General features: G+C 65.4%; 19 protein-coding genes. 12 read left to right on the top strand and 7 right to left on the bottom strand.

What is annotated here, in order from left to right; genetic code table 11:
* Window positions 1–246: 246 nt before the first annotated feature.
* Window positions 247–708 (bottom strand): GNAT family N-acetyltransferase, encoded by a 462-nt coding sequence (locus ACOIX3_RS36015; RefSeq protein ID WP_420966768.1) that lies wholly within the window; start codon window positions 706–708, stop codon window positions 247–249.
* Between the two features lie 103 nt (window positions 709–811).
* A complete protein-coding gene (locus tag ACOIX3_RS36010; protein WP_420966767.1) occupies window positions 812–1627 on the bottom strand; it encodes a PAS-domain containing protein in 816 nt (271 codons plus the stop codon).
* A 211-nt stretch (window positions 1628–1838) separates the two neighbouring features.
* Here ACOIX3_RS36010 and ACOIX3_RS36005 point away from each other — a divergent pair, with 211 nt between their 5' ends.
* Window positions 1839–2192, top strand: coding sequence for a DMT family protein (locus ACOIX3_RS36005; RefSeq protein ID WP_212016991.1), 354 nt, complete (start codon window positions 1839–1841; stop codon window positions 2190–2192).
* Window positions 2193–2202: 10 nt separating this feature from the next.
* Here ACOIX3_RS36005 and ACOIX3_RS36000 read toward each other — a convergent pair whose 3' ends face one another.
* The 3 genes from ACOIX3_RS36000 to ACOIX3_RS35990 all read right to left on the bottom strand — a co-directional run bounded on the left by ACOIX3_RS36000 (window position 2203) and on the right by ACOIX3_RS35990 (window position 3429).
* The gene (locus ACOIX3_RS36000; RefSeq protein ID WP_420966766.1) at window positions 2203–2343 is read right to left on the bottom strand and encodes a hypothetical protein; all 141 of its coding nucleotides are present in this window, start codon (window positions 2341–2343) and stop codon (window positions 2203–2205) included.
* Window positions 2344–2419: 76 nt separating this feature from the next.
* Window positions 2420–2596 carry a hypothetical protein gene (locus tag ACOIX3_RS35995; protein ID WP_420966765.1) on the bottom strand — a complete coding sequence of 59 codons (177 nt, stop codon included), beginning with the start codon at window positions 2594–2596 and terminating at the stop codon, window positions 2420–2422.
* 179 nt (window positions 2597–2775) lie between these two features.
* Window positions 2776–3429, bottom strand: a complete 654-nt coding sequence (locus tag ACOIX3_RS35990) for a glutathione S-transferase family protein (protein WP_420971878.1) — start codon at window positions 3427–3429, stop codon at window positions 2776–2778.
* A 634-nt stretch (window positions 3430–4063) separates the two neighbouring features.
* Here ACOIX3_RS35990 and ACOIX3_RS35985 point away from each other — a divergent pair.
* From ACOIX3_RS35985 to ACOIX3_RS35975, 3 genes are all read left to right on the top strand, one after another.
* Complete coding sequence (locus ACOIX3_RS35985; RefSeq protein WP_420966764.1) at window positions 4064–5266, top strand: pyridoxal phosphate-dependent aminotransferase; 1203 nt, start codon at window positions 4064–4066, stop codon at window positions 5264–5266.
* A 252-nt stretch (window positions 5267–5518) separates the two neighbouring features.
* The gene (locus ACOIX3_RS35980) at window positions 5519–6043 is read left to right on the top strand and encodes a DUF992 domain-containing protein (RefSeq protein WP_097673134.1); all 525 of its coding nucleotides are present in this window, start codon (window positions 5519–5521) and stop codon (window positions 6041–6043) included.
* Window positions 6044–6305: 262 nt separating this feature from the next.
* Entirely contained in the window at window positions 6306–6788 is a 483-nt protein-coding gene (locus tag ACOIX3_RS35975) for a DUF992 domain-containing protein (RefSeq protein WP_097673135.1), read from the top strand.
* Here the strand turns inward: ACOIX3_RS35975 and ACOIX3_RS35970 are convergent.
* Window positions 6785–7717 carry an alpha/beta fold hydrolase gene (locus tag ACOIX3_RS35970; RefSeq protein ID WP_420966763.1) on the bottom strand — a complete coding sequence of 311 codons (933 nt, stop codon included), beginning with the start codon at window positions 7715–7717 and terminating at the stop codon, window positions 6785–6787. The genes ACOIX3_RS35975 and ACOIX3_RS35970 overlap by 4 nt on opposite strands.
* A gap of 124 nt (window positions 7718–7841) precedes the next feature.
* On the opposite strand from ACOIX3_RS35970, the gene ACOIX3_RS35965 reads away from it, so the two are divergent.
* The 6 genes from ACOIX3_RS35965 to ACOIX3_RS35940 all read left to right on the top strand — a co-directional run bounded on the left by ACOIX3_RS35965 (window position 7842) and on the right by ACOIX3_RS35940 (window position 14282).
* Window positions 7842–8756, top strand: coding sequence for a LysR substrate-binding domain-containing protein (locus ACOIX3_RS35965; RefSeq protein ID WP_420966762.1), 915 nt, complete (start codon window positions 7842–7844; stop codon window positions 8754–8756).
* 170 nt (window positions 8757–8926) lie between these two features.
* A complete protein-coding gene (locus tag ACOIX3_RS35960) occupies window positions 8927–10975 on the top strand; it encodes an elongation factor G (protein ID WP_420966761.1) in 2049 nt (682 codons plus the stop codon).
* 149 nt (window positions 10976–11124) lie between these two features.
* A complete protein-coding gene (locus ACOIX3_RS35955) occupies window positions 11125–11766 on the top strand; it encodes a YoaK family protein (protein ID WP_420966760.1) in 642 nt (213 codons plus the stop codon).
* A gap of 31 nt (window positions 11767–11797) precedes the next feature.
* Window positions 11798–12664 carry a shikimate dehydrogenase gene (locus ACOIX3_RS35950; RefSeq protein WP_420966759.1) on the top strand — a complete coding sequence of 289 codons (867 nt, stop codon included), beginning with the start codon at window positions 11798–11800 and terminating at the stop codon, window positions 12662–12664.
* Window positions 12665–12780: 116 nt separating this feature from the next.
* Complete coding sequence (locus ACOIX3_RS35945; RefSeq protein WP_420971877.1) at window positions 12781–13359, top strand: hypothetical protein; 579 nt, start codon at window positions 12781–12783, stop codon at window positions 13357–13359.
* A 314-nt stretch (window positions 13360–13673) separates the two neighbouring features.
* Complete coding sequence (locus ACOIX3_RS35940; RefSeq protein WP_420966758.1) at window positions 13674–14282, top strand: hypothetical protein; 609 nt, start codon at window positions 13674–13676, stop codon at window positions 14280–14282.
* A gap of 172 nt (window positions 14283–14454) precedes the next feature.
* On the opposite strand, the gene ACOIX3_RS35935 is transcribed toward ACOIX3_RS35940, so the two are convergent.
* Window positions 14455–15591 carry an alpha-hydroxy acid oxidase gene (locus tag ACOIX3_RS35935; protein WP_420966757.1) on the bottom strand — a complete coding sequence of 379 codons (1137 nt, stop codon included), beginning with the start codon at window positions 15589–15591 and terminating at the stop codon, window positions 14455–14457.
* A 123-nt stretch (window positions 15592–15714) separates the two neighbouring features.
* On the opposite strand from ACOIX3_RS35935, the gene ACOIX3_RS35930 reads away from it, so the two are divergent.
* Together ACOIX3_RS35930 and glmM are read left to right on the top strand one after the other, a co-directional pair.
* Window positions 15715–15888 carry a hypothetical protein gene (locus ACOIX3_RS35930; RefSeq protein ID WP_420966756.1) on the top strand — a complete coding sequence of 58 codons (174 nt, stop codon included), beginning with the start codon at window positions 15715–15717 and terminating at the stop codon, window positions 15886–15888.
* A gap of 216 nt (window positions 15889–16104) precedes the next feature.
* Window positions 16105–17451, top strand: a complete 1347-nt coding sequence (gene glmM, locus ACOIX3_RS35925) for a phosphoglucosamine mutase (RefSeq protein ID WP_092117402.1) — start codon at window positions 16105–16107, stop codon at window positions 17449–17451.
* The last annotated feature ends 79 nt before the right edge of the window (window positions 17452–17530 follow it).

The raw sequence follows: 17530 nt of genomic DNA, 5'->3' as shown, positions 1-17530 counted from the left end.
CGGCGCATTGTGACAATCGCGCCGCGGCGCGGCAAGGTGCCGCCCTACCGCCGATCACGCATGGCACCTATCGCGCACAGCAATGTCGCAAAAAAAGCGGTCCCGGTCAGACGCGGCGACTGACGGGGACCGCTCGGGGCGCGAGATCTGAGACGGGGGGCCTGATCTTACGCGAGCGGAAGCCTAGCCGGGCTTTGTAACGCGCCGGTGACATCTCCATTCCATCCACAGGCCGCGCAGGCGCGCTCAGATGATCTTGCGATAGATCACGAAGCCGGGTCTGTCCGCGACCTTGTCATAAAGCTGCATCGCGGTGTGGTTGGTCTCATGCGTCTGCCAGTAGACGCGCGGCGATCCGACGAGTTTCGCCTGCGCATAGACGCCGTTGATCAAGGCGCGGCCGACGCCCTTGCCGCGCGCGGCCTCACTGGTGAAGAGATCCTGTAGATAGCAGGTTGGCGCGATCGCCGTGGTCGAGCGGTGAAGCAGATAATGCGTCAGCCCGAGCAGCGTGCCGCCGGCGTCGGCGACCAGCGCATGCATCGGCTCGTAGGCATCGAAGAAGCGCTGCCACGTCATCGCGGTGATCTCGGGCGCGAGCGCGGTCGGTCCGGACCGTTCATAGAAGGCGTTGTAGCCGTCCCATAGAGGAAGCCACTGGGCGTAATCGTCGCGCGTGACGAAGCGGATGGTGACGTCGTCGGACATGAGCGAACCTTGGATGATCCCGCGTTGCACGATGTCTGCGCACCGCTCGCGACCGTTCTACCGTCGCTCTCGCGTGGGATCAATTGCCGACGTGGTCGCTGCCTCACTCGGCGGCGCGCAGCAGCCGCGCCAGATGGCGTTCGCGCCCGGCGCGCTGTGCGCGATATTCGTCGGCCCTGGCCGGATCGTCGGTGTGCCGCACGAGATCGGTCACCGGCGTATAGCTCAGCATGCGGCCGCCGTCGGGCAGCGCCGTGCAGCTGAAGCGCAGCACCTGGCCATCGGCAAGATTGAGGTTGATCGGCGTGGAATCGCCTGATCGCATCATCGCGATGCGCTCGGCGATGAACGCGCCCAGCTCGTCTTCCGCCAATTCGTAGGCGCCGGTGTCGCGGCCATGATACATCAGCGCGACGAAGGGCGGCTTGCTGTCGGCCTGCGCGTCGGAGAGCGCGAAATATTCGCGGAAGGCGCGGTTGATGAATTCGGCGCGGGTGTCGGCGTCGAGCAGCACGATGCCGATGTCGACCTGGTCGAGCGCGGCGGCGAGCCGCGCCGAGGTGGCGTGATGCTGCTGGTCCGCGGCGAAGGCGTCGATCCATTTCTGCCGCAGCATTCCGGTGATCAGGGCTGTGCCGGCCGCGGTCGCGGCCAGCATCAGCATCCGCGCGACGTCGGCGGTGTCGTAGCCGGGCAGCGCGCGATGATCGAGGAAGAACAGCGCCGAGGCGGCCACCGCGATCGCGGCGGACGTGAGCCCGGAGGCGATGCCGCTGATCGAGCTGGCGAGCGCCACGATGCAGACGAACAGCGGCGCCGGATTGGGGACGGCGACAAGGAGACGGTCGATCAGGAAGGCGGCGAGCGCCGTGATCGCCGTCAGGGCCGGACCTGAAATTGCACGCCAATCAAGCCGCATGCGCGTTCTCGCTATCTGTCAAACGAACGATAAAGCGGTAGTTTGACGACAGCTCCTCAACGGCGCCGGGATTTTCGCCCCGACCGTTAAGCCGGCCTTGCAGGGGCCGAACCAGCTTTCGCTGCTTTCAAATCAAATGATATGCAGATCGGCATGGAACCCGGTTCCGGGCCTGCGGGTTACCGCGTGCTTTGCTTGAAAGAGGACATCGATGCCCGCCATTTCGCCTTCGCTGCTGCCGATCCTGATGCTGTTTGCCTCGAACGTCTTCATGACCTTCGCCTGGTACGGCCATCTCAAGTTCAAGGATCATTCGCTCCCCCTTGTCATCATGGTGAGCTGGGGCATCGCCTTCTTCGAATACTGGCTGGCGGTGCCGGCCAATCGCTGGGGCAGCGCGGTCTATAGCGCGGCGCAGCTCAAAACCATGCAGGAGGTGATCACGCTGGTCGTGTTCGCCGGCTTCTCGGTGCTGTATCTGAAGGAGCCGCTGGGCTGGAATCACGCGCTCGGATTTGCCTTCATCGCCGCCGGCGCGTTCTTCATCTTCCACAAATGGAGCTAGCGCGTTCGTGCTAGCGGTGCGGGGCCGGCTTGGCGGCCGGCGTCGTCACATGCGCCGGGTGCGCGCGGTTTTCGCCCTGCGTGCCGGTCACGATCAGGAGCGAGGCCGCAAGCAGGATCGCCGCCGACAGCGTCACAGTCACAAGTCCCACGGGGGTCTTCATCATGTCGCGCCGCTGTCTCTCCCGCGCCTTGCCGCGGATAACGTGCCAAATGGAAAATGCTGGATTACGCCGGGATCGATGTCGCCATGCCGATGTTGCTCGCCAGCAGCGTCACGGCGACGACCAGGCACAGCGTCAGTGCGCCAAGCGCGAGCAACGCGGCGATCGCGTTGGTCAGGCGGGATGATGCCACTGGGGCAGGGCGGCCATGGAAGCCTGCCGTGCCGGACCACCGTTTCATGGTGTAAATCCCTCAGGCCGCGAGCGAATCACTCGCGACATCCGAGCGAATCTGCCCAGCGTCACCGGCAACATTGCGGCGGCTGGGTCCCTCGAAAACGGCGAAAATGCGGCCTCGGCGAGGGTTTTGCCCGTTATTTGGGCAGTTTCCCTGCTATTCCCGGAATTCAGACCCGTTGTTCAAACGCCTGCCACAAGGCGGGCCGGGGGCTCGGCCCCCGCATCAGGCCGCCAATCCATCGAGACAAATCCGGGGGTCTGCTCGACCCGTTTCAGCCAGGCGCGGATCGACGGGAAGGTCGCCAGGTCGAAGTCGCAGCGGTCCGCGACGTGGGTGTAGCCGTAGAGCGCGATGTCGGCGACCGTGAACTGTTCGGCCGCGAAAAAGGCGTGCCCCTTGAGGTGATTTTCCATCACCTGCAGCGCCGCGTAGCCGCGCTCCATCCAGTCCTCGAGCGCGTGCGTCTGCAGGTCGCGCCCGCCCTTGACCAGCGACAGCCAGAAATAGGCCGCGCCGATATTCGGCTCCAGCGCGTGCTGTTCGAAGAACATCCATTGCAGCGCCTCGGCGCGCTCGATCCGCGACTCCGGCGCCAGCGGCGTGCCGATCGCGACATACCAGAGGATGGCGTTGGACTCGGCGAGATGGCGGCCTTCGGCAACCTCGAGCAACGGCACCTGGCCGCTCGGATTCTTGGCCAGGAAGTCCGGGGTGCGGCTCTCGCCGCGCAGGATGTCGATCTCGATCGCCTGGTATGGCGTGTTCAGCACCGCAAGCGCCAGCCGGACCTTGTAGCTGTTGCCGGAGCGTTGCATCGAATAGAGCTTGTACATTGCGTCGGTGTTCACTCGGTGCGTCAGGTTCACTTGGTCTGAGACGGTACGCTTGAAAATTGCGCGGCCTGTCACACCGCAATGCCGCTAAACAATGATGCCGACAGGGGTGCGTCGCAAGCCCTGGAACGTGGAAAAAGTCGAAACGTCTACCGCACTGCACGCGTGCAGAACGATTCCATCAACACGGCAGAACAACTCGGATCACGGCTGCGCGACGCTTTGCACGGTGCCGGTCGATGCCGTTGATACCTTGGCCGGCGCGCGGCAATTCACAAACGTTAACGCGCCATCCCGATCGCGCGACTGTCCGTCGGCGGCCGCACGAGACCGCCTTCCGTCGACACCATCTGGCACGCGCCGCACGGCAATTGTCCTCGGAGCAATCCGCGCCGGCGCACGCGGTCGCAGCCCTTGCCGGCAAGGCTGGAGCGGCCACAGCTGCGCTTGCCGGATATGAGTCATTTGGGGCCGGAACTTGCGGAAAATTGCGCATGCTGCGAGCCATGCCGGAAAGTTTTCGTGCTTAACCGCCAAGCTTCTTGCGATGCAGCGGCGACAGGCCTAGGGTGCCGCGATCCCATTCAAATCAAGTCGTGGCCCAACGGCTCACGACGTTTGCCAGGAGATGATAATGGCCTTCCTGTCCGCTGCGCTCGACCGTGTGAAGCCGTCCGCGACGATCGCGGTCACGGACAAAGCACGCGCGCTGAAAGCCGCGGGCCGCAACGTCATCGGCCTCGGCGCCGGCGAGCCTGACTTCGACACGCCCGCCAACATCAAGCTGGCTGCGATCCACGCGATCGAGGCCGGCAAGACCAAGTACACCGATGTCAGCGGCATTCCGGAGCTCAAGGAAGCCATCATCAACAAGTTCTCGCGCGAGAACGGCCTGAGCTACAAGCCGAACCAGATCATCGTCGGCACCGGCGGCAAGCAGGTGCTCTATAATGCGCTGATGGCGACCATCAATCCGGGCGACGAGGTGATCATCCCGGCGCCGTATTGGGTCAGCTATCCCGAGATGGTCGCGCTCGCCGGCGGCGAGTCGGTGCCGGTGGTTTGCCCGGCCTCGACCGGCTTCAAGCTGCGCCCGGAAGATCTCGAGAAGGCGATCACGCCGAAGACCAAGTGGGTGATCCTGTGCTCGCCGTCGAACCCGACCGGCTCGGCCTATACTCGGAGCGAGCTCAAGGCGATCACCGACGTGCTGGTCAGGCATCCGCATGTCTGGGTGATGACCGACGACATGTACGAGCACCTCGTCTATGACGACTTCGTCTTCACCACCGCGGCGCAGGTCGAGCCGAGCCTCTACGATCGCACGCTGACCGTGAACGGCGTGTCGAAGGCCTACTGCATGACCGGCTGGCGCATCGGCTATGCCGGCGGCCCGGCGCAGCTGATCAAGGCGATGGCGACGATCCAGTCGCAGTCGACCTCGAACCCGTCGTCGATCGCGCAGTGGGCGTCGGTCGAGGCGCTCAACGGTCCGCAGGACTTCATCGCCGCGAACAACAAGGTGTTCAAGGAACGCCGCGACCTCGTGGTGTCGATGCTCAACCAGGCGAACGGCATCGAGTGCCCGCGGCCGGAAGGTGCGTTCTACGTTTATCCGTCCTGCGCCGGCACGATCGGCAAGAAGGCGCCTTCGGGCAAGGTGATCGACAACGACGAGGCGTTCGTCACCGAGCTGCTCGAGAGCGAAGGGGTCGCGGTCGTGCAGGGGTCGGCGTTCGGCCTCGGACCCGCGTTCCGCATCTCCTACGCCACCAAGACCTCGGATCTCGAGGATGCCTGCAAGCGCATCCAGCGCTTCTGCGGTAATCTGCGATAGTCGGTTCTGAACTAAGAAACCAAGAAACGCTCCCGCACCTGGTGCGGGAGCGTTTCTGTTTGTGTGCTGAGATCGCGCGGCGGTAAAATCGCGGAGTCAAATCACAACCAGCTCATCTCACGCGCGTGTGTGCGAACATCGATGCCACACGCGGGAAGTTTTTACGGCGTCTTTGCGAACTGCCTTGTTTTGGACACGACCCTTGCATTCTGTCCGCCGCACAAATTCAGTTCACCTTGCGGAGACAGACCAATGCGACTTTCGACTCTCACCCTTGCAGCGCTTGCGTTGCTGGCGCCGTTCGCCACCGCCAACGCGGCACCCCAGCAGGTTCAGGCCGGGGTTCTGCAATGCCAGGGCGGCGAGAACGTCGGCTTCGTCGTCGGCTCTGTTGCCCGCCTCGAGTGCGTGTTCCAGAGCGGCGGTCGCCGTCCCGAGCCTTATCTTGCGACCGTGAAGCGGATCGGCGTCGACCTCGGCGTCACCGCGACGACCCAGCTCGCCTGGGCCGTCAGCGCGCCGACCACGGTGGTTCCGCGCGGTGCGCTCGCCGGCAGCTACGGCGGCGTCGGCGTCAACGCTTCGGTCGGCCTCGGTGCCGGCGGTAACTTCCTGTTCGGCGGCCCGAACAACGCCTATGCGCTGCAGCCGATCAGCGTGCAGGGCCAGACCGGCCTCAACGTTGCGGCCGGCATCGCCGGGATCGATCTCGAGCCGGTCCGCACCGCTGGTCCGCGCCGTCATCATCGTCACCACCGTCATCATCACCACCACTAAGTCGGTCGGTGTTCGATCAAGGAGGCCCGCGAAAGCGGGCCTCTTTTCTTTGCGGTCTGTCGTTTGTTGTCGGTTGCGTGACAGCTTCTGCAGGGCGCGCGGGGCATAGCAACACCGCCACATCTCGTAACAATTGGTGGCCAAGCACCGCAAATTCTGGCTGCACAATCGATGTTGTGGCATAGGATGCGCAAGGCGTCACAGACACGGCGCCGTTCTGCTCTCTGCTCGCGTCATGCCTCTCAGCCGGAGACTCCCCAACATGCGTCGCTTCACACTCCTCGCCGGTGCTGCCATCGCCACGCTGACCGCAATCGTTGGCGCCGACGCCCAACAGCCGAGCCAGCGCGTACAGGTCGGCGTCCTGGAATGCCGCGGTGGCGCGAGCGTCGGCTTCATCGTCGGCTCCGTGACCCATCTCGGTTGCGTGCTGCGCGCCAATGGCCTGCCTGAGGATCGCTACATCGCGACCATCCAAAAGGTCGGCATCGATCTCGGCATCACCCAGGAATCGGCGCTGGCCTGGGGCGTCTACGCACCGGTCGAGCGGCTCGGGCCGGGTGCGCTCTCCGGCAATTATGCCGGCGCGCAGGGCAGCGCGACGCTCGGCGTCGGCGTCGGCGGCAATGTGCTGGTCGGTGGCTCTGACAACACGATCGCCCTGCAGCCGCTCAGCGTGCAGGGCCAGGTCGGTGTCAACATCGCCGCCGGCCTCGAGAGCCTGGAGCTGCGTCCGGGGCGTTAATTTTCGCGCGCACCGTTCTGCAATCCGCCGAAGAAGCCGCGGGCTTCTTCGGCAACGATCCCGGGCGCCTCGGCGTGGACATAATGCCCGGTGTCGACGAAGCTGATCGAAGGTTCGCTCCAGTAGTCCCCCAGCCGGTCCGACCATTCCGGCGCGATCAGCGGATCACGGCGGCCCCAGAGAAAGCGCGAAGGGATTTCGATGCGCGGCTGCGCCGGCAGTCTGCCTTCCAGCCAGAGCCGGCGATTGGGCGCGGACGAGAGATACCAGTCGAAGCCACCCTGGATGTTGCCCGGCTTCATGAAGTTGTCGACATAGGCCTCTAACAGGTCGCCGAATACGGCGGGATCGTCGCCCGACCAATGGTCGAGGAAATGGCGGAAGTAGAGCCGGCATGACTCGCGCGAGCTTCCGACCAGTTGCGCGGCCCATGGCAGCTGCTGGAAGTATTGATACCAGACCTCGATCAGGTGGCCGGGCTCGCCGTAGCGTTGGCCGAGGCCCGGATAGGGCGTGCAGAGATAGAGCGTGCCGCTCAGCCGCCGCGGCTGACGATGCGACATCGCCTGCATGACATAGGCGCCGAGATCGCCGCCGATCACGCCGAAGCGGTCACGACCGAGCGCGTCCATGAGCGCGAACATATCCAGCGCGTGGCGCTCCGCCGTGGCGGACGCGTCAGGTCCCGGCATCGGCTTGCCGGTGTCGCCGCAGCCGCGCAGGTCCGGCGCGATCAGCTCGAAACTGTCGCCAAGCCGCAGCATCAGCGGGCGCCACACCAGCCAGAATTCCGGCCAGCCATGGAGCAGGAGCAGCGCCGGGCCCTTGCCGAAACGCGCGACGTTGACGGACAGGCCGCCGATATCGATCTTCCGTTGCGTAATGCCGGCCGCGGCCGCGTCCGCGAAAGCTTTTTCCAGTGCCGTCATGGCGACCTCCTGTGGTTTGCCGCAGGCTGTCCGTGTTCGCGCGTCCGGTCCAATACCCGTTCGATACGGTAGCAGAGCTATTGCGTATGGCTGCCGGCGCCGGCCGCCGTGCTATATCGCCGGCATGGAATTGCGACACCTCAGATATTTCGTGGCGCTCGGCGAGGAATTGAATTTCACCCGCGCGGCCGAGCGGCTGCACATCGCACAGCCGCCGCTGAGCCAGCAGATCCGCCAGCTCGAGGATGAACTCGGCGTGACGCTGCTGCAGCGGAATAGCCGTCCTGTCAGGCTCACCGAGGCCGGCGAGCTGTTTCTGGCGCGTGCACGCGCGCTGCTCGCAAGTTTCGAGAGTGCGGTTGCGGACACCCGGCGCGTCGGGCGCGGCCAGGCCGGCAAGCTCGCAATCGGATTCGTCGGCTCCGCGATGTTTGCCGGCCTGCCCGATATCATCGGCGCCTATCGTGATGCCTGTCCCGATGTCGAGCTCGTGCTCGACGAGATGCTGGCGGCGGAGATTGCCGAGGCATTGCGGCGGCGCCGGATCGATGTCGGCTTCGCGCGCCCGGCGCTGTTGCCCGAAGCAGGGCTTGCGCAACGTCTGATCCTCCATGAGCCCTACGTCGCGGCGCTGCCGCGCGCGCATCCCCTCGCGGCGCGCGACGACATTGCGCTCGCCGAACTGTCCGACGATGCCTTCGTGCTCTATCCGGCGCAGCCGGAGCCGTCGGTCACCGGCCTGATCGTCGCCGCATGCCAGGCCGCCGGCTTCACGCCGCGGCTCGCACAGGAAGTTCTGCATCTGCAAACCGCGATCGGCCTGATCGCCGCCGGTGTCGGCGTGTCACTCGTTCCGGAAGCCGCGGCGCGCGCGCAAACCGGTCGTGGTGTGTCGTATGTTTCGCTTGCCGCGCCGGTGGTGACGGCTCCGCTCACGATTGCGTGGCGCGAGGAAGATGTGTCACCTGCCGTGCAGCGCCTGCTCGACATCGCGCAGCGCTGGCGCGCGATTGCGCCGGGACCTGCGCCAAGGAACTGATGCATCGGACGCAATCGTCCGGCGAATGGCGGCGTGCAGCTCCGCCATCGGTAACTTCCGCGACGCCGCACCGCAGCGACGTTTTCCCGCTTGCCAAATGTCAAACGCAGGCAGAGCATAAACGGTCGCCGACCCAATCATGGGCCGAGCTCCAACACGAGGAGGCGGCAATGGGACAAGACGTCAGAAGTCCCCGAGGTCCACGGTGCATCGCGCTGGTGGGCCCTTTCCAAAGCGGTAAAACCACACTTCTGGAAGCGATCCTGGCGCGTACTGGCGCCATCAAGACTGCCGGCAGCGTCGATGCCGGAACCTCCGTCGGCGATGCCAGCCCCGAGGCACGTCAACACAAGATGGGCGTAGGCCTCACCGCCGCGACCACCACCTTTATGGGGGACAGCTACACCTTTATCGATTGTCCCGGCTCGATCGAGTTCGCGCACGATATGCGTGCCGCGTTGCCGGCGGTCGATGCCGCGGTCGTGGTTTGCGAGGCTGACGAGAAGAAGCTGCCGCAGCTGCAGATCATCCTGCGCGAGCTCGAGGAGCTCGGGATTCCCCGTTTTCTGTTCCTGAACAAGATCGACCGCGCCAACAAGCGCGTCCGCGAGACGCTTGCGACGCTGCAGCCTGCGTCGCGCGTGCCGCTGGTGCTGCGCCAGATCCCGATCTGGAACGGCGATCTGATCGAAGGCTTCGTCGATCTCGCGCTGGAGCGCGCCTTCGTCTATCGCGAGCACAAGCCGTCGGAGGTGATGGCGCTGGAGGGCGGCAATCTCGATCGCGAGAAGGAAGCGCGCTTCTCGATGCTGGAGAAGCTCGCCGATCACGACGATGCGCTAATGGAGCAGTTGCTGGAGGATATCCAGCCGCCGCGCGATGCCGTGTTCGACGATCTTGCGCGCGAACTGCGCGAAGGGCTGATCTGTCCGGTGCTGCTTGGTGCGGCGAGCCGCGAGAACGGCGTGCTCCGCCTGTTGAAGGCGCTGCGCCACGAGGCGCCCGGCGTCACTGAGACCGCCGCCCGGCTCGGCATCAAGGACCACAAGGATGCGCTGGCCTATGTGTTCAAGACCGTGCATCTGCAGCACGGCGGCAAGCTGTCGCTGGCGCGCGTGCTCGCAGGCCGGCTCGACGACGGCGCGACGCTGCAAGCCTCTAGCGGCGAAAGCGGACGCCTCTCCGGCATCCTCGCGGTCTCGGGCACGCATGACAGCAAGCGGCCGCAGGCCGAGGCAGGCGACGCGGTCGCGCTCGGCAAGCTCGATGCGATCAAGACCGGCGATACGGTCTCGAGCGGCAAGACCGCTCCGGCCTCGCTGGTCAAGATCGAGCCAGTGGCGGCGGTGCTGTCGATCTCGATCGCCGCGACCGACCGCAAGGACGACGTCAAGCTCGGCCAGGCGCTGCTGCGGCTGAACGAGGAGGATCCGTCGCTGACGATGATCCAGAACCCGCGCACCCACGACACCGTGCTGTGGGGGCAGGGCGAGATGCATCTGCGTGTCGCCCAGGAGCGGCTGAAGGACCGCTACGGCGTCAACGTCAAATCGCATCCGCCTGCGATCGGCTATCAGGAGACCATCCGCAAGGCGGTCACCCAGCGCGGCCGGCACAAGAAGCAGTCCGGCGGCCACGGCCAGTTCGGCGACGTCGTGCTCGACATCAAGCCGAAGCCGCGCGGCTCCGGATTCGAATTCCACGAGAAGGTGGTCGGCGGCGCGGTGCCGCGCAACTATATCGGCGCGGTTGAGGAGGGGGTCGTCGACGCGCTGGTCCGCGGGCCGCTCGGCTTCCCCGTGATCGACGTCGACGTCACGCTGACCGACGGCTCCTATCACAGCGTCGACTCCTCCGACCTTGCGTTCCGCACCGCGGCGCGGGCCGGCGTCAGCGAGGCGCTGCCGCAGTGCCAGCCGGTGCTGCTGGAGCCGATCCACACGGTCGAGATCGTCTGCCCGACCGATGCGACCGCCAAGGTCAACGCGATCCTGTCGGCGCGCCGCGGCCAGATCCTCGGCTTCGACACCCGCGAGGGCTGGAGCGGCTGGGACTGTGTCCGTGCCACGATGCCGGAATCCGAGATCGGCGACCTCATCGTCGAGCTGCGCTCCGCCACCGCCGGCGCCGGCACCTTCACCCGCCAGTTCGACCGCATGGCCGAAGTGACCGGCCGCGCCGCCGACCAGATCATCGCCGCGCATCGCGACGCGGCGTGAGGCTGCTGCTGCGATCACGCCCCGCGCGGGCGTGATCGTTGGCAGGATGGCCGGAGGTAGCTTGTTTGGCATGATCCTTTCGGAAAACCGCTTCGCACTTTTCCGGATCATGCTCTAGCTTGTGTCCCTGATGGGGGCGCAACGACATCATGCTTGAATCCCGCCGTAACCTGGCGCTGGCCTGCGCGCTCAGCGCGCTGGCCGGCTATGTCGACGGCATCGGCTATCTGCATCTCGGCGGGCTGTTCGTCTCCTTCATGAGCGGCAACTCGACGCGGCTCGGCGTGACCTTGGCCGAGGGCCATTGGCAGCACGCTCTGGATGCACTGGAACTGATCGTGCTGTTCGTCGCCGGCGCTGCGGCCGGCAGCCTGGTCGTGCTCAGCCGCATCGCGCATCGCCAGCCGCTGATCCTGCTCGTCGAGGCGCTGCTGCTGATGGCGGCGGCATTGGCTTATGCGTCTGGCCTGCCGAACACGGCGGTCGCCGCCATCGTGCTGGCGATGGGGCTCGAGAACGCCGTGTTCCAGCTCGAAGGCGGGGCCGGGCTTGGTTTGACCTATGTCACGGGCGCGCTGGTGAAGGCCGGGCAGCTGATCGCTGCCGCCCTGACCGGCGGTGCGCCCTGGGCCTGGCTGCCGAACCTCCTGCTGTGGGCGGCGCTGGTCGCGGGCGCTCTGCTCGGGGCACTTGCCTACCGCTCGATCAATCTCGGCGCGATCTGGTTTGCCGCGGCCACCGCGTTCGCCCTCAGCGCGCTGGTTGCCGCAACCGCGAAGCGGACGGATTGACAGCGCGCCTGCCTTGGCCGATGTCACAGCCATGACATCCCAAGGCGACATCCACGGTAACACTCAAGGCAAATCCCGCGCGGCGTGCCTGATCGGCTGGCCGGCGGCGCATTCCCGCTCGCCGCTGATCCATCATTACTGGCTGCGCACGCTCGGCATCGAGGGCGGTTATGTGATCGAGGCGGTGCCGCCGGAGGATTTCAAGGACTTCCTGTTCCGCCTGTCGCTGCGCGGCTTCGTCGGCGCCAACGTCACCCGCCCGCACAAGGAGCAGGCACTGGCGCTGTCGGCCCCGGATGAGCGCGCCCGCGCCGTCGGCGCCGCCAACACGCTGTGGTTCGCCGATGGCGAGCTGCGCTCGACCAACACCGATGTCGAAGGCTTCATCAACAATCTCGATGCCTGCGCGCCCGGCTGGGACAAGACCGAGGACGCGCTGGTGTTAGGGGCCGGCGGCGCGGCGCGCGCGGTGGTGTTCGGCCTGATCGAGCGCGGGATTGCGCGCGTGCATGTGGTCAACCGCACCATCGACCGAGCCCGTGCGCTGGCCGACCAGTTCGGCGCACGCGTTCATCCCGCGACGTGGGACACGGTCGGCGAGCTGCTGCCGCGCGCAGGGCTGCTGGTGAACGCCACGTCGCTCGGCCAGCATGGCCAGCCCGCGCTCGAGGTCGATGTGCGGTTGCTGCCGCAAAATGCGGTTGTTTCCGATATTGTCTATGTGCCGCTGGTGACGCCGCTGCTCGCCGCAGCCGAGGCGCGTAGCCTGAAGACCGCCGACGGCCTCGGCATGCTGCTGCATCAGGCGGTGCGCGGTTTCGAATTGTGGTTCGGACAGCGCCCGCAGGTCACGGCGGAATTGCGTGCGCTTGTCGAAGCCGATCTCACAAAGACTTGAGGCCTGGAATAGCGTCTCCGGAGCGGTGTCTCGTGTTAGTCCCCCGCGTTCCCTCCCGGAGATCAATGATGCCTGCCAGCCGTTCCCATTTCATTCGTCCGTTCATTGCGCTCGCGATGGTGACGGCATCCACGCTCTACGCACTTGCGCAGCAGCCGCCGACGCCGACGCGGGTGCGTGGAACCGTCGAGAGCGTCGATGGCGATACGCTCGCGGTGAAGTCGCGCGGCGGCGAGGACGTCAAGCTGCACATGGCGGGCAATATGGTCGTGCTCGGCCTCACCAAGATCGCGCTGGCCGACATCAAGGTCGGTTCCTTCATCGGTACGACCACGGTGCCGGGGCCCGACGGCGTGCCGAAAGCGGTCGAGGTGCATGTCTTCCCGGAAAACATGCGCGGCACCGGCGAGGGTTCGCGGCCGTATGATCTGAAGCCCAACAGCAGCATGACCAACGCCACCGTCGCGGAATCCGTCGTCGGCAATGACGGTCATACATTGCTGGTCAAGTACAAGGACGGCGAGAAGAAGGTGCAGGTCACGCCCGACACGCCCGTCGTGACGTACGTTCCCGGCGACAAGGCGGACCTGAAGGCCGGCGCCAAGGTCATCGCCTTCATGAAGAAGCTGCCCGACGGCTCGTTTGAGACCGACCGCGTCAGCGTCGGCCGCGATGGCCTCACGCCGCCGATGTGATCCCATCGTTCCCTCTCCCCTTGTGGGAGAGGGTGGCGAAATCGAGCGGAGCGAGATGAAGCTGGGTGAGGGGTTTGTCTCCGCGGATAGAGACCCCTCATCCGGCTCGCATCTGCGATGCGAGCCACCTTCTCCCACAAGGGGAGAAGGGAAGTGAGCACAACATCACCTGTCCGTTACCGCAGTAACGGCCCCCTCATCCGGTCCGTAGTTGTCGTGCGTGTCACCTCTCCCGGGAAGGCGAGGTAGCCGCACGGAATACCTGCAACCCCTCGGTGTTCCTTTATCCGCCAGCCAAACCCATGAGGAACACCATGCCAAAATCGACGCTGTTCGCCGCATTGCTTCTCGTTGCCTTTGCCTCGGCCGCATCGGCGCAACAACCGCCGACGGTGCGCATCCGCGGCACCATCGAGGCCGTCGACGGCGCGATGTTGTCGATCAAGTCGCGCGCCGGCGACGATATGAAGGTACGCACCACCGACAACGTCGCGGTGTTCGGCGTCGCCAAGACCGATCTGTCGGAGATCAAGTCCGGTTCCTATATCGGCGTCACCGCGATGCCCGAGCCGGACGGAACCCAGAAGGCGATCGCGGTGCACATCTTCCCGGAAAACCAGCGCGGCGCCGCCGAAGGTTTTCGTCCCTGGGACCTGCGCGCCAACTCGACCATGACCAACGCGACCGTTGCCGAGACGGTGAAGGGCACCGACGGCCAGAACATCACGGTGAAATACAAGGACGGTGAGAAGAAGGTCGTGGTGCCGCCGGGAACCCCGGTCGTCACCTTCGTCTCCGGCGACAAGTCGGAGCTGAAGCCGGGCGCCAAGATCATCATCTTCGGCGCGGTGAAGAAGGACGACGGCACGCTGGAAGCCAACCGCGTCAATGTCGGCCGCGACGGCATTGCCCCGCCGATGTGAGGTGAAGCAGGCACCGCTGTCGTCCCTGCGAAAGCAGGGACCCATAACCACAGGGTTGAGTTGTTGAAGCGCGCTGTGGCCGCAGCGTTGCGAAACGATGACTATCGGTGGTTATGGGTCCCGGGTCGCGCTTCGCTTGCCCGGGACGACGGAGAGTGTGTGTAGCTGTGCGCTAAACCGCCAGCACCTTGTCGTCGATCTCGGCGATGGTGTTGACGCCGCACAGCCCCATCGTGGTGGTGAGCTCCTTGCCGAGGATGTCGAGCGCCTTGGCGACGCCGGCCTCGCCGCCGGCGCCGAGGCCGTAGGCATAGGCGCGGCCGATCATGCAGGACTTCGCGCCGAGCGCGAGCGCCCGCATGATGTCCATGCCGGTGCGGATGCCGCCGTCGAACATGATCTCGAGCTTCGAGCCGACCTCGTCGACGATCTCCGGCAGCACCTCGATCGAGGACGGCGCGCCGTCGAGCTGGCGGCCGCCATGGTTGGACACCACGATCGCCTGCGCGCCGGTCTTGGCGGCGAGCTCGGCGTCCTCGACATCGAGGATGCCCTTGAGGATCAGCTTGCCCGGCCAGATGCTGCGGATCCAGTCGATATCCTTCCAGTTCAGCGTGGTATCGAACTGCGAGGCGGTCCATTCCGACAGCTTGGTCAGATCCTCGGTGCCTTTGACGTGACCGACGATGTTGCCGAAGCTGCGGCGCTTGCCGCGCAGCACGCCGGCGACCCATGACGGCTTGCTCGCGAAGTCGATCAGCTTCGACAGCGACCATTCTGGCGGCACCGTCATGCCGTTCTTGATGTCCTGGTGGCGCTGGCCGATCACCTGCAGGTCGACGGTCAGCACCAGTGCCGAGCATTTCGCCGCGATCGCACGCTCGATCAGCGACTTGATGAAGCCGCGGTCCTTCATGACGTAGAGCTGGAACCAGAACGGCTTGTCGACGGCGGCCGCGATGTCCTCGATCGAGCAGATCGACATCGTGCTCTGGGTGAACGGGATGCCGGCCGCTTGCGCCGCGCGGCAGGCGTGGATCTCGCCGTCGCCATGCTGCATGCCGAGCAGGCCGACCGGCGCCAGGATCAGCGGCATGGCGGCCGGCTCGCCCAGGATCGTAGTCGCCAGGCTGCGCTTGGACACATCGACCAGGATACGCTGGCGGAACTTGATCTGCTGCAGGTCCTCGGAGTTGGCGCGCAGCGTGTCCTCGGTGTAGGAGCCGCGGTCCGCATAATCGAAAAACGCCTTCGGCACCCTGCGCTTGTGCAGCTGGCGCAGATCTTCGATGCAGGTAATGTGCTTCATGGACGTTCCCGGCCCTTCTTCTATGTCGCAAGTTCGATGCAGACGTCTTGCGGGTGTTCGGTCTTGCCGTCATCTAGCATGGTTGGATGGCCCGCCAAATCTGAAGACGGACAGGAGAGCACGATGACGCAATCAGGCTCCAAGCCGAAACCAGACGACAACGCCGAAAAGCGCCGGCTCGACGAGGCCCTGGAAGAGGGCCTGGAGGAGACGTTTCCCGGTTCCGACCCCGTCAATGTGACCCAGCCGGCCCCCTCCAAGGGCGACCAGCACGTCAAGCGCAGCGGCAAGGGATAGGGGACGGCGTTCGTTATCGAGGTTGCCGAAGAGACGATAATGTTATATCTTTCAGTGCTTTACGGTCGAAGCGCGGGGTTTAGCCGCGGTAATGATTCATCATATTTTTTGAAGTCATTTTAGCGCCTGGCAGTCTATAAGGCCGATGCACGCTACACTGGTAGGCGTTCAGGACTCTCTCGCCGGGTGGTTCGAGAGGTCCGTGTTGGGGGTATCATGAGCCGCAAATATTTCGGGACCGATGGAATTCGGGGCCGCGCCAATGGGCTGATCACGCCGGAGCTCGCGCTCAAGGTGGGGCAGGCCGCGGGGTTGGTGTTTCAGCGTGGCGACCATCGCCATCGCGTCGTGATCGGCAAGGACACGCGGCTGTCCGGCTACATGATCGAATACGCCATGGTCGCGGGCTTCACCTCGGTCGGCATGGACGTGCTGCTGGTCGGCCCGATGCCGACGCCGGCGATCGCGATGCTGACCAAGTCGATGCGCGCCGATCTCGGCGTCATGATCTCGGCGTCGCATAATCTTTTCGAGGACAACGGCATCAAGCTGTTCGGTCCGCAGGGCTTCAAGCTCTCCGACGATGTCGAGAAGCAGATCGAGCAGCTGCTCGACGAATCGCTCGACCGCCGCCTGGCGCAGAGCGCGAGCCTCGGCCGCGCCCGCCGCATCGACGGCGTCCATGACCGTTACATCGAATTCGCCAAGCGCACCCTGCCGCGCGACCTCTCGCTCGACGGGCTGCGCGTCGTGGTCGATTGCGCCAACGGCGCCGCCTACAAGGTGGTGCCGGAAGCGCTGTGGGAGCTCGGCGCCGATGTGGTGCCGATCGGGGTCGAACCCGACGGCTTCAACATCAACAAGGAATGCGGCTCGACCTCGCCGGAAGCGCTGTCGCGGAAGGTGCGCGAGATGCGCGCCGACATCGGCATCGCGCTCGACGGCGACGCCGATCGCGTCATCCTGGTCGACGAGCGCGGCCACATCGTCGACGGCGACCAGCTGCTCGCGGTGATCGCGCAGAGCTGGAAGGAAGAGGGGCGCCTCGCCAAGCCCGGCATCGTCACGACCGTGATGTCCAATCTCGGGCTGGAGCGGTTCCTGCAGGGCCACGGGATTTCGATGGTCCGCACCCCGGTCGGCGACCGCTATGTGCTCGAGCAGATGCTGAGCGGCGGCTACAATCTCGGCGGCGAGCCGTCCGGCCACATCATCATGTCGGACTATTCGACCACCGGCGACGGCTTCGTCGCTGCGTTGCAGGTGCTGGCTGTGGTGCAGAAGCTGCGCCGCCCGGTGTCGGAGATCTGCCGGCGCTTCGATCCGTTGCCGCAAATCCTGAAGAACGTGCGCTATCGCAGCGGCAAGCCGCTCGACGACGCCGAGGTCAAGTCCGCGATCACCGATGGTGAGAAGCGCCTCAACGGCCATGGCCGCCTGTTGATCCGCCCCTCCGGCACCGAGCCGGTGATCCGCGTGATGGGCGAGGGCGACGATCGCATCCTGGTGGAAGAGGTCGTCGACAACATCGTCAGCGCACTCGGCCACGCCGCCGCGGCTTAGGGCTGCTGATTCCAATTTCGCATCTACCGGTCCCGTCATCCCCGCGCAAAGGCTTCGCCTTTGTCGCTGGAGGAGCGCG

This window comes from Bradyrhizobium sp. B120 (assembly GCF_049075665.1).
Classification (GTDB): Bacteria; Pseudomonadota; Alphaproteobacteria; order Rhizobiales; family Xanthobacteraceae; genus Bradyrhizobium.
This window is presented reverse-complemented; position numbering and strand designations above follow the sequence as displayed.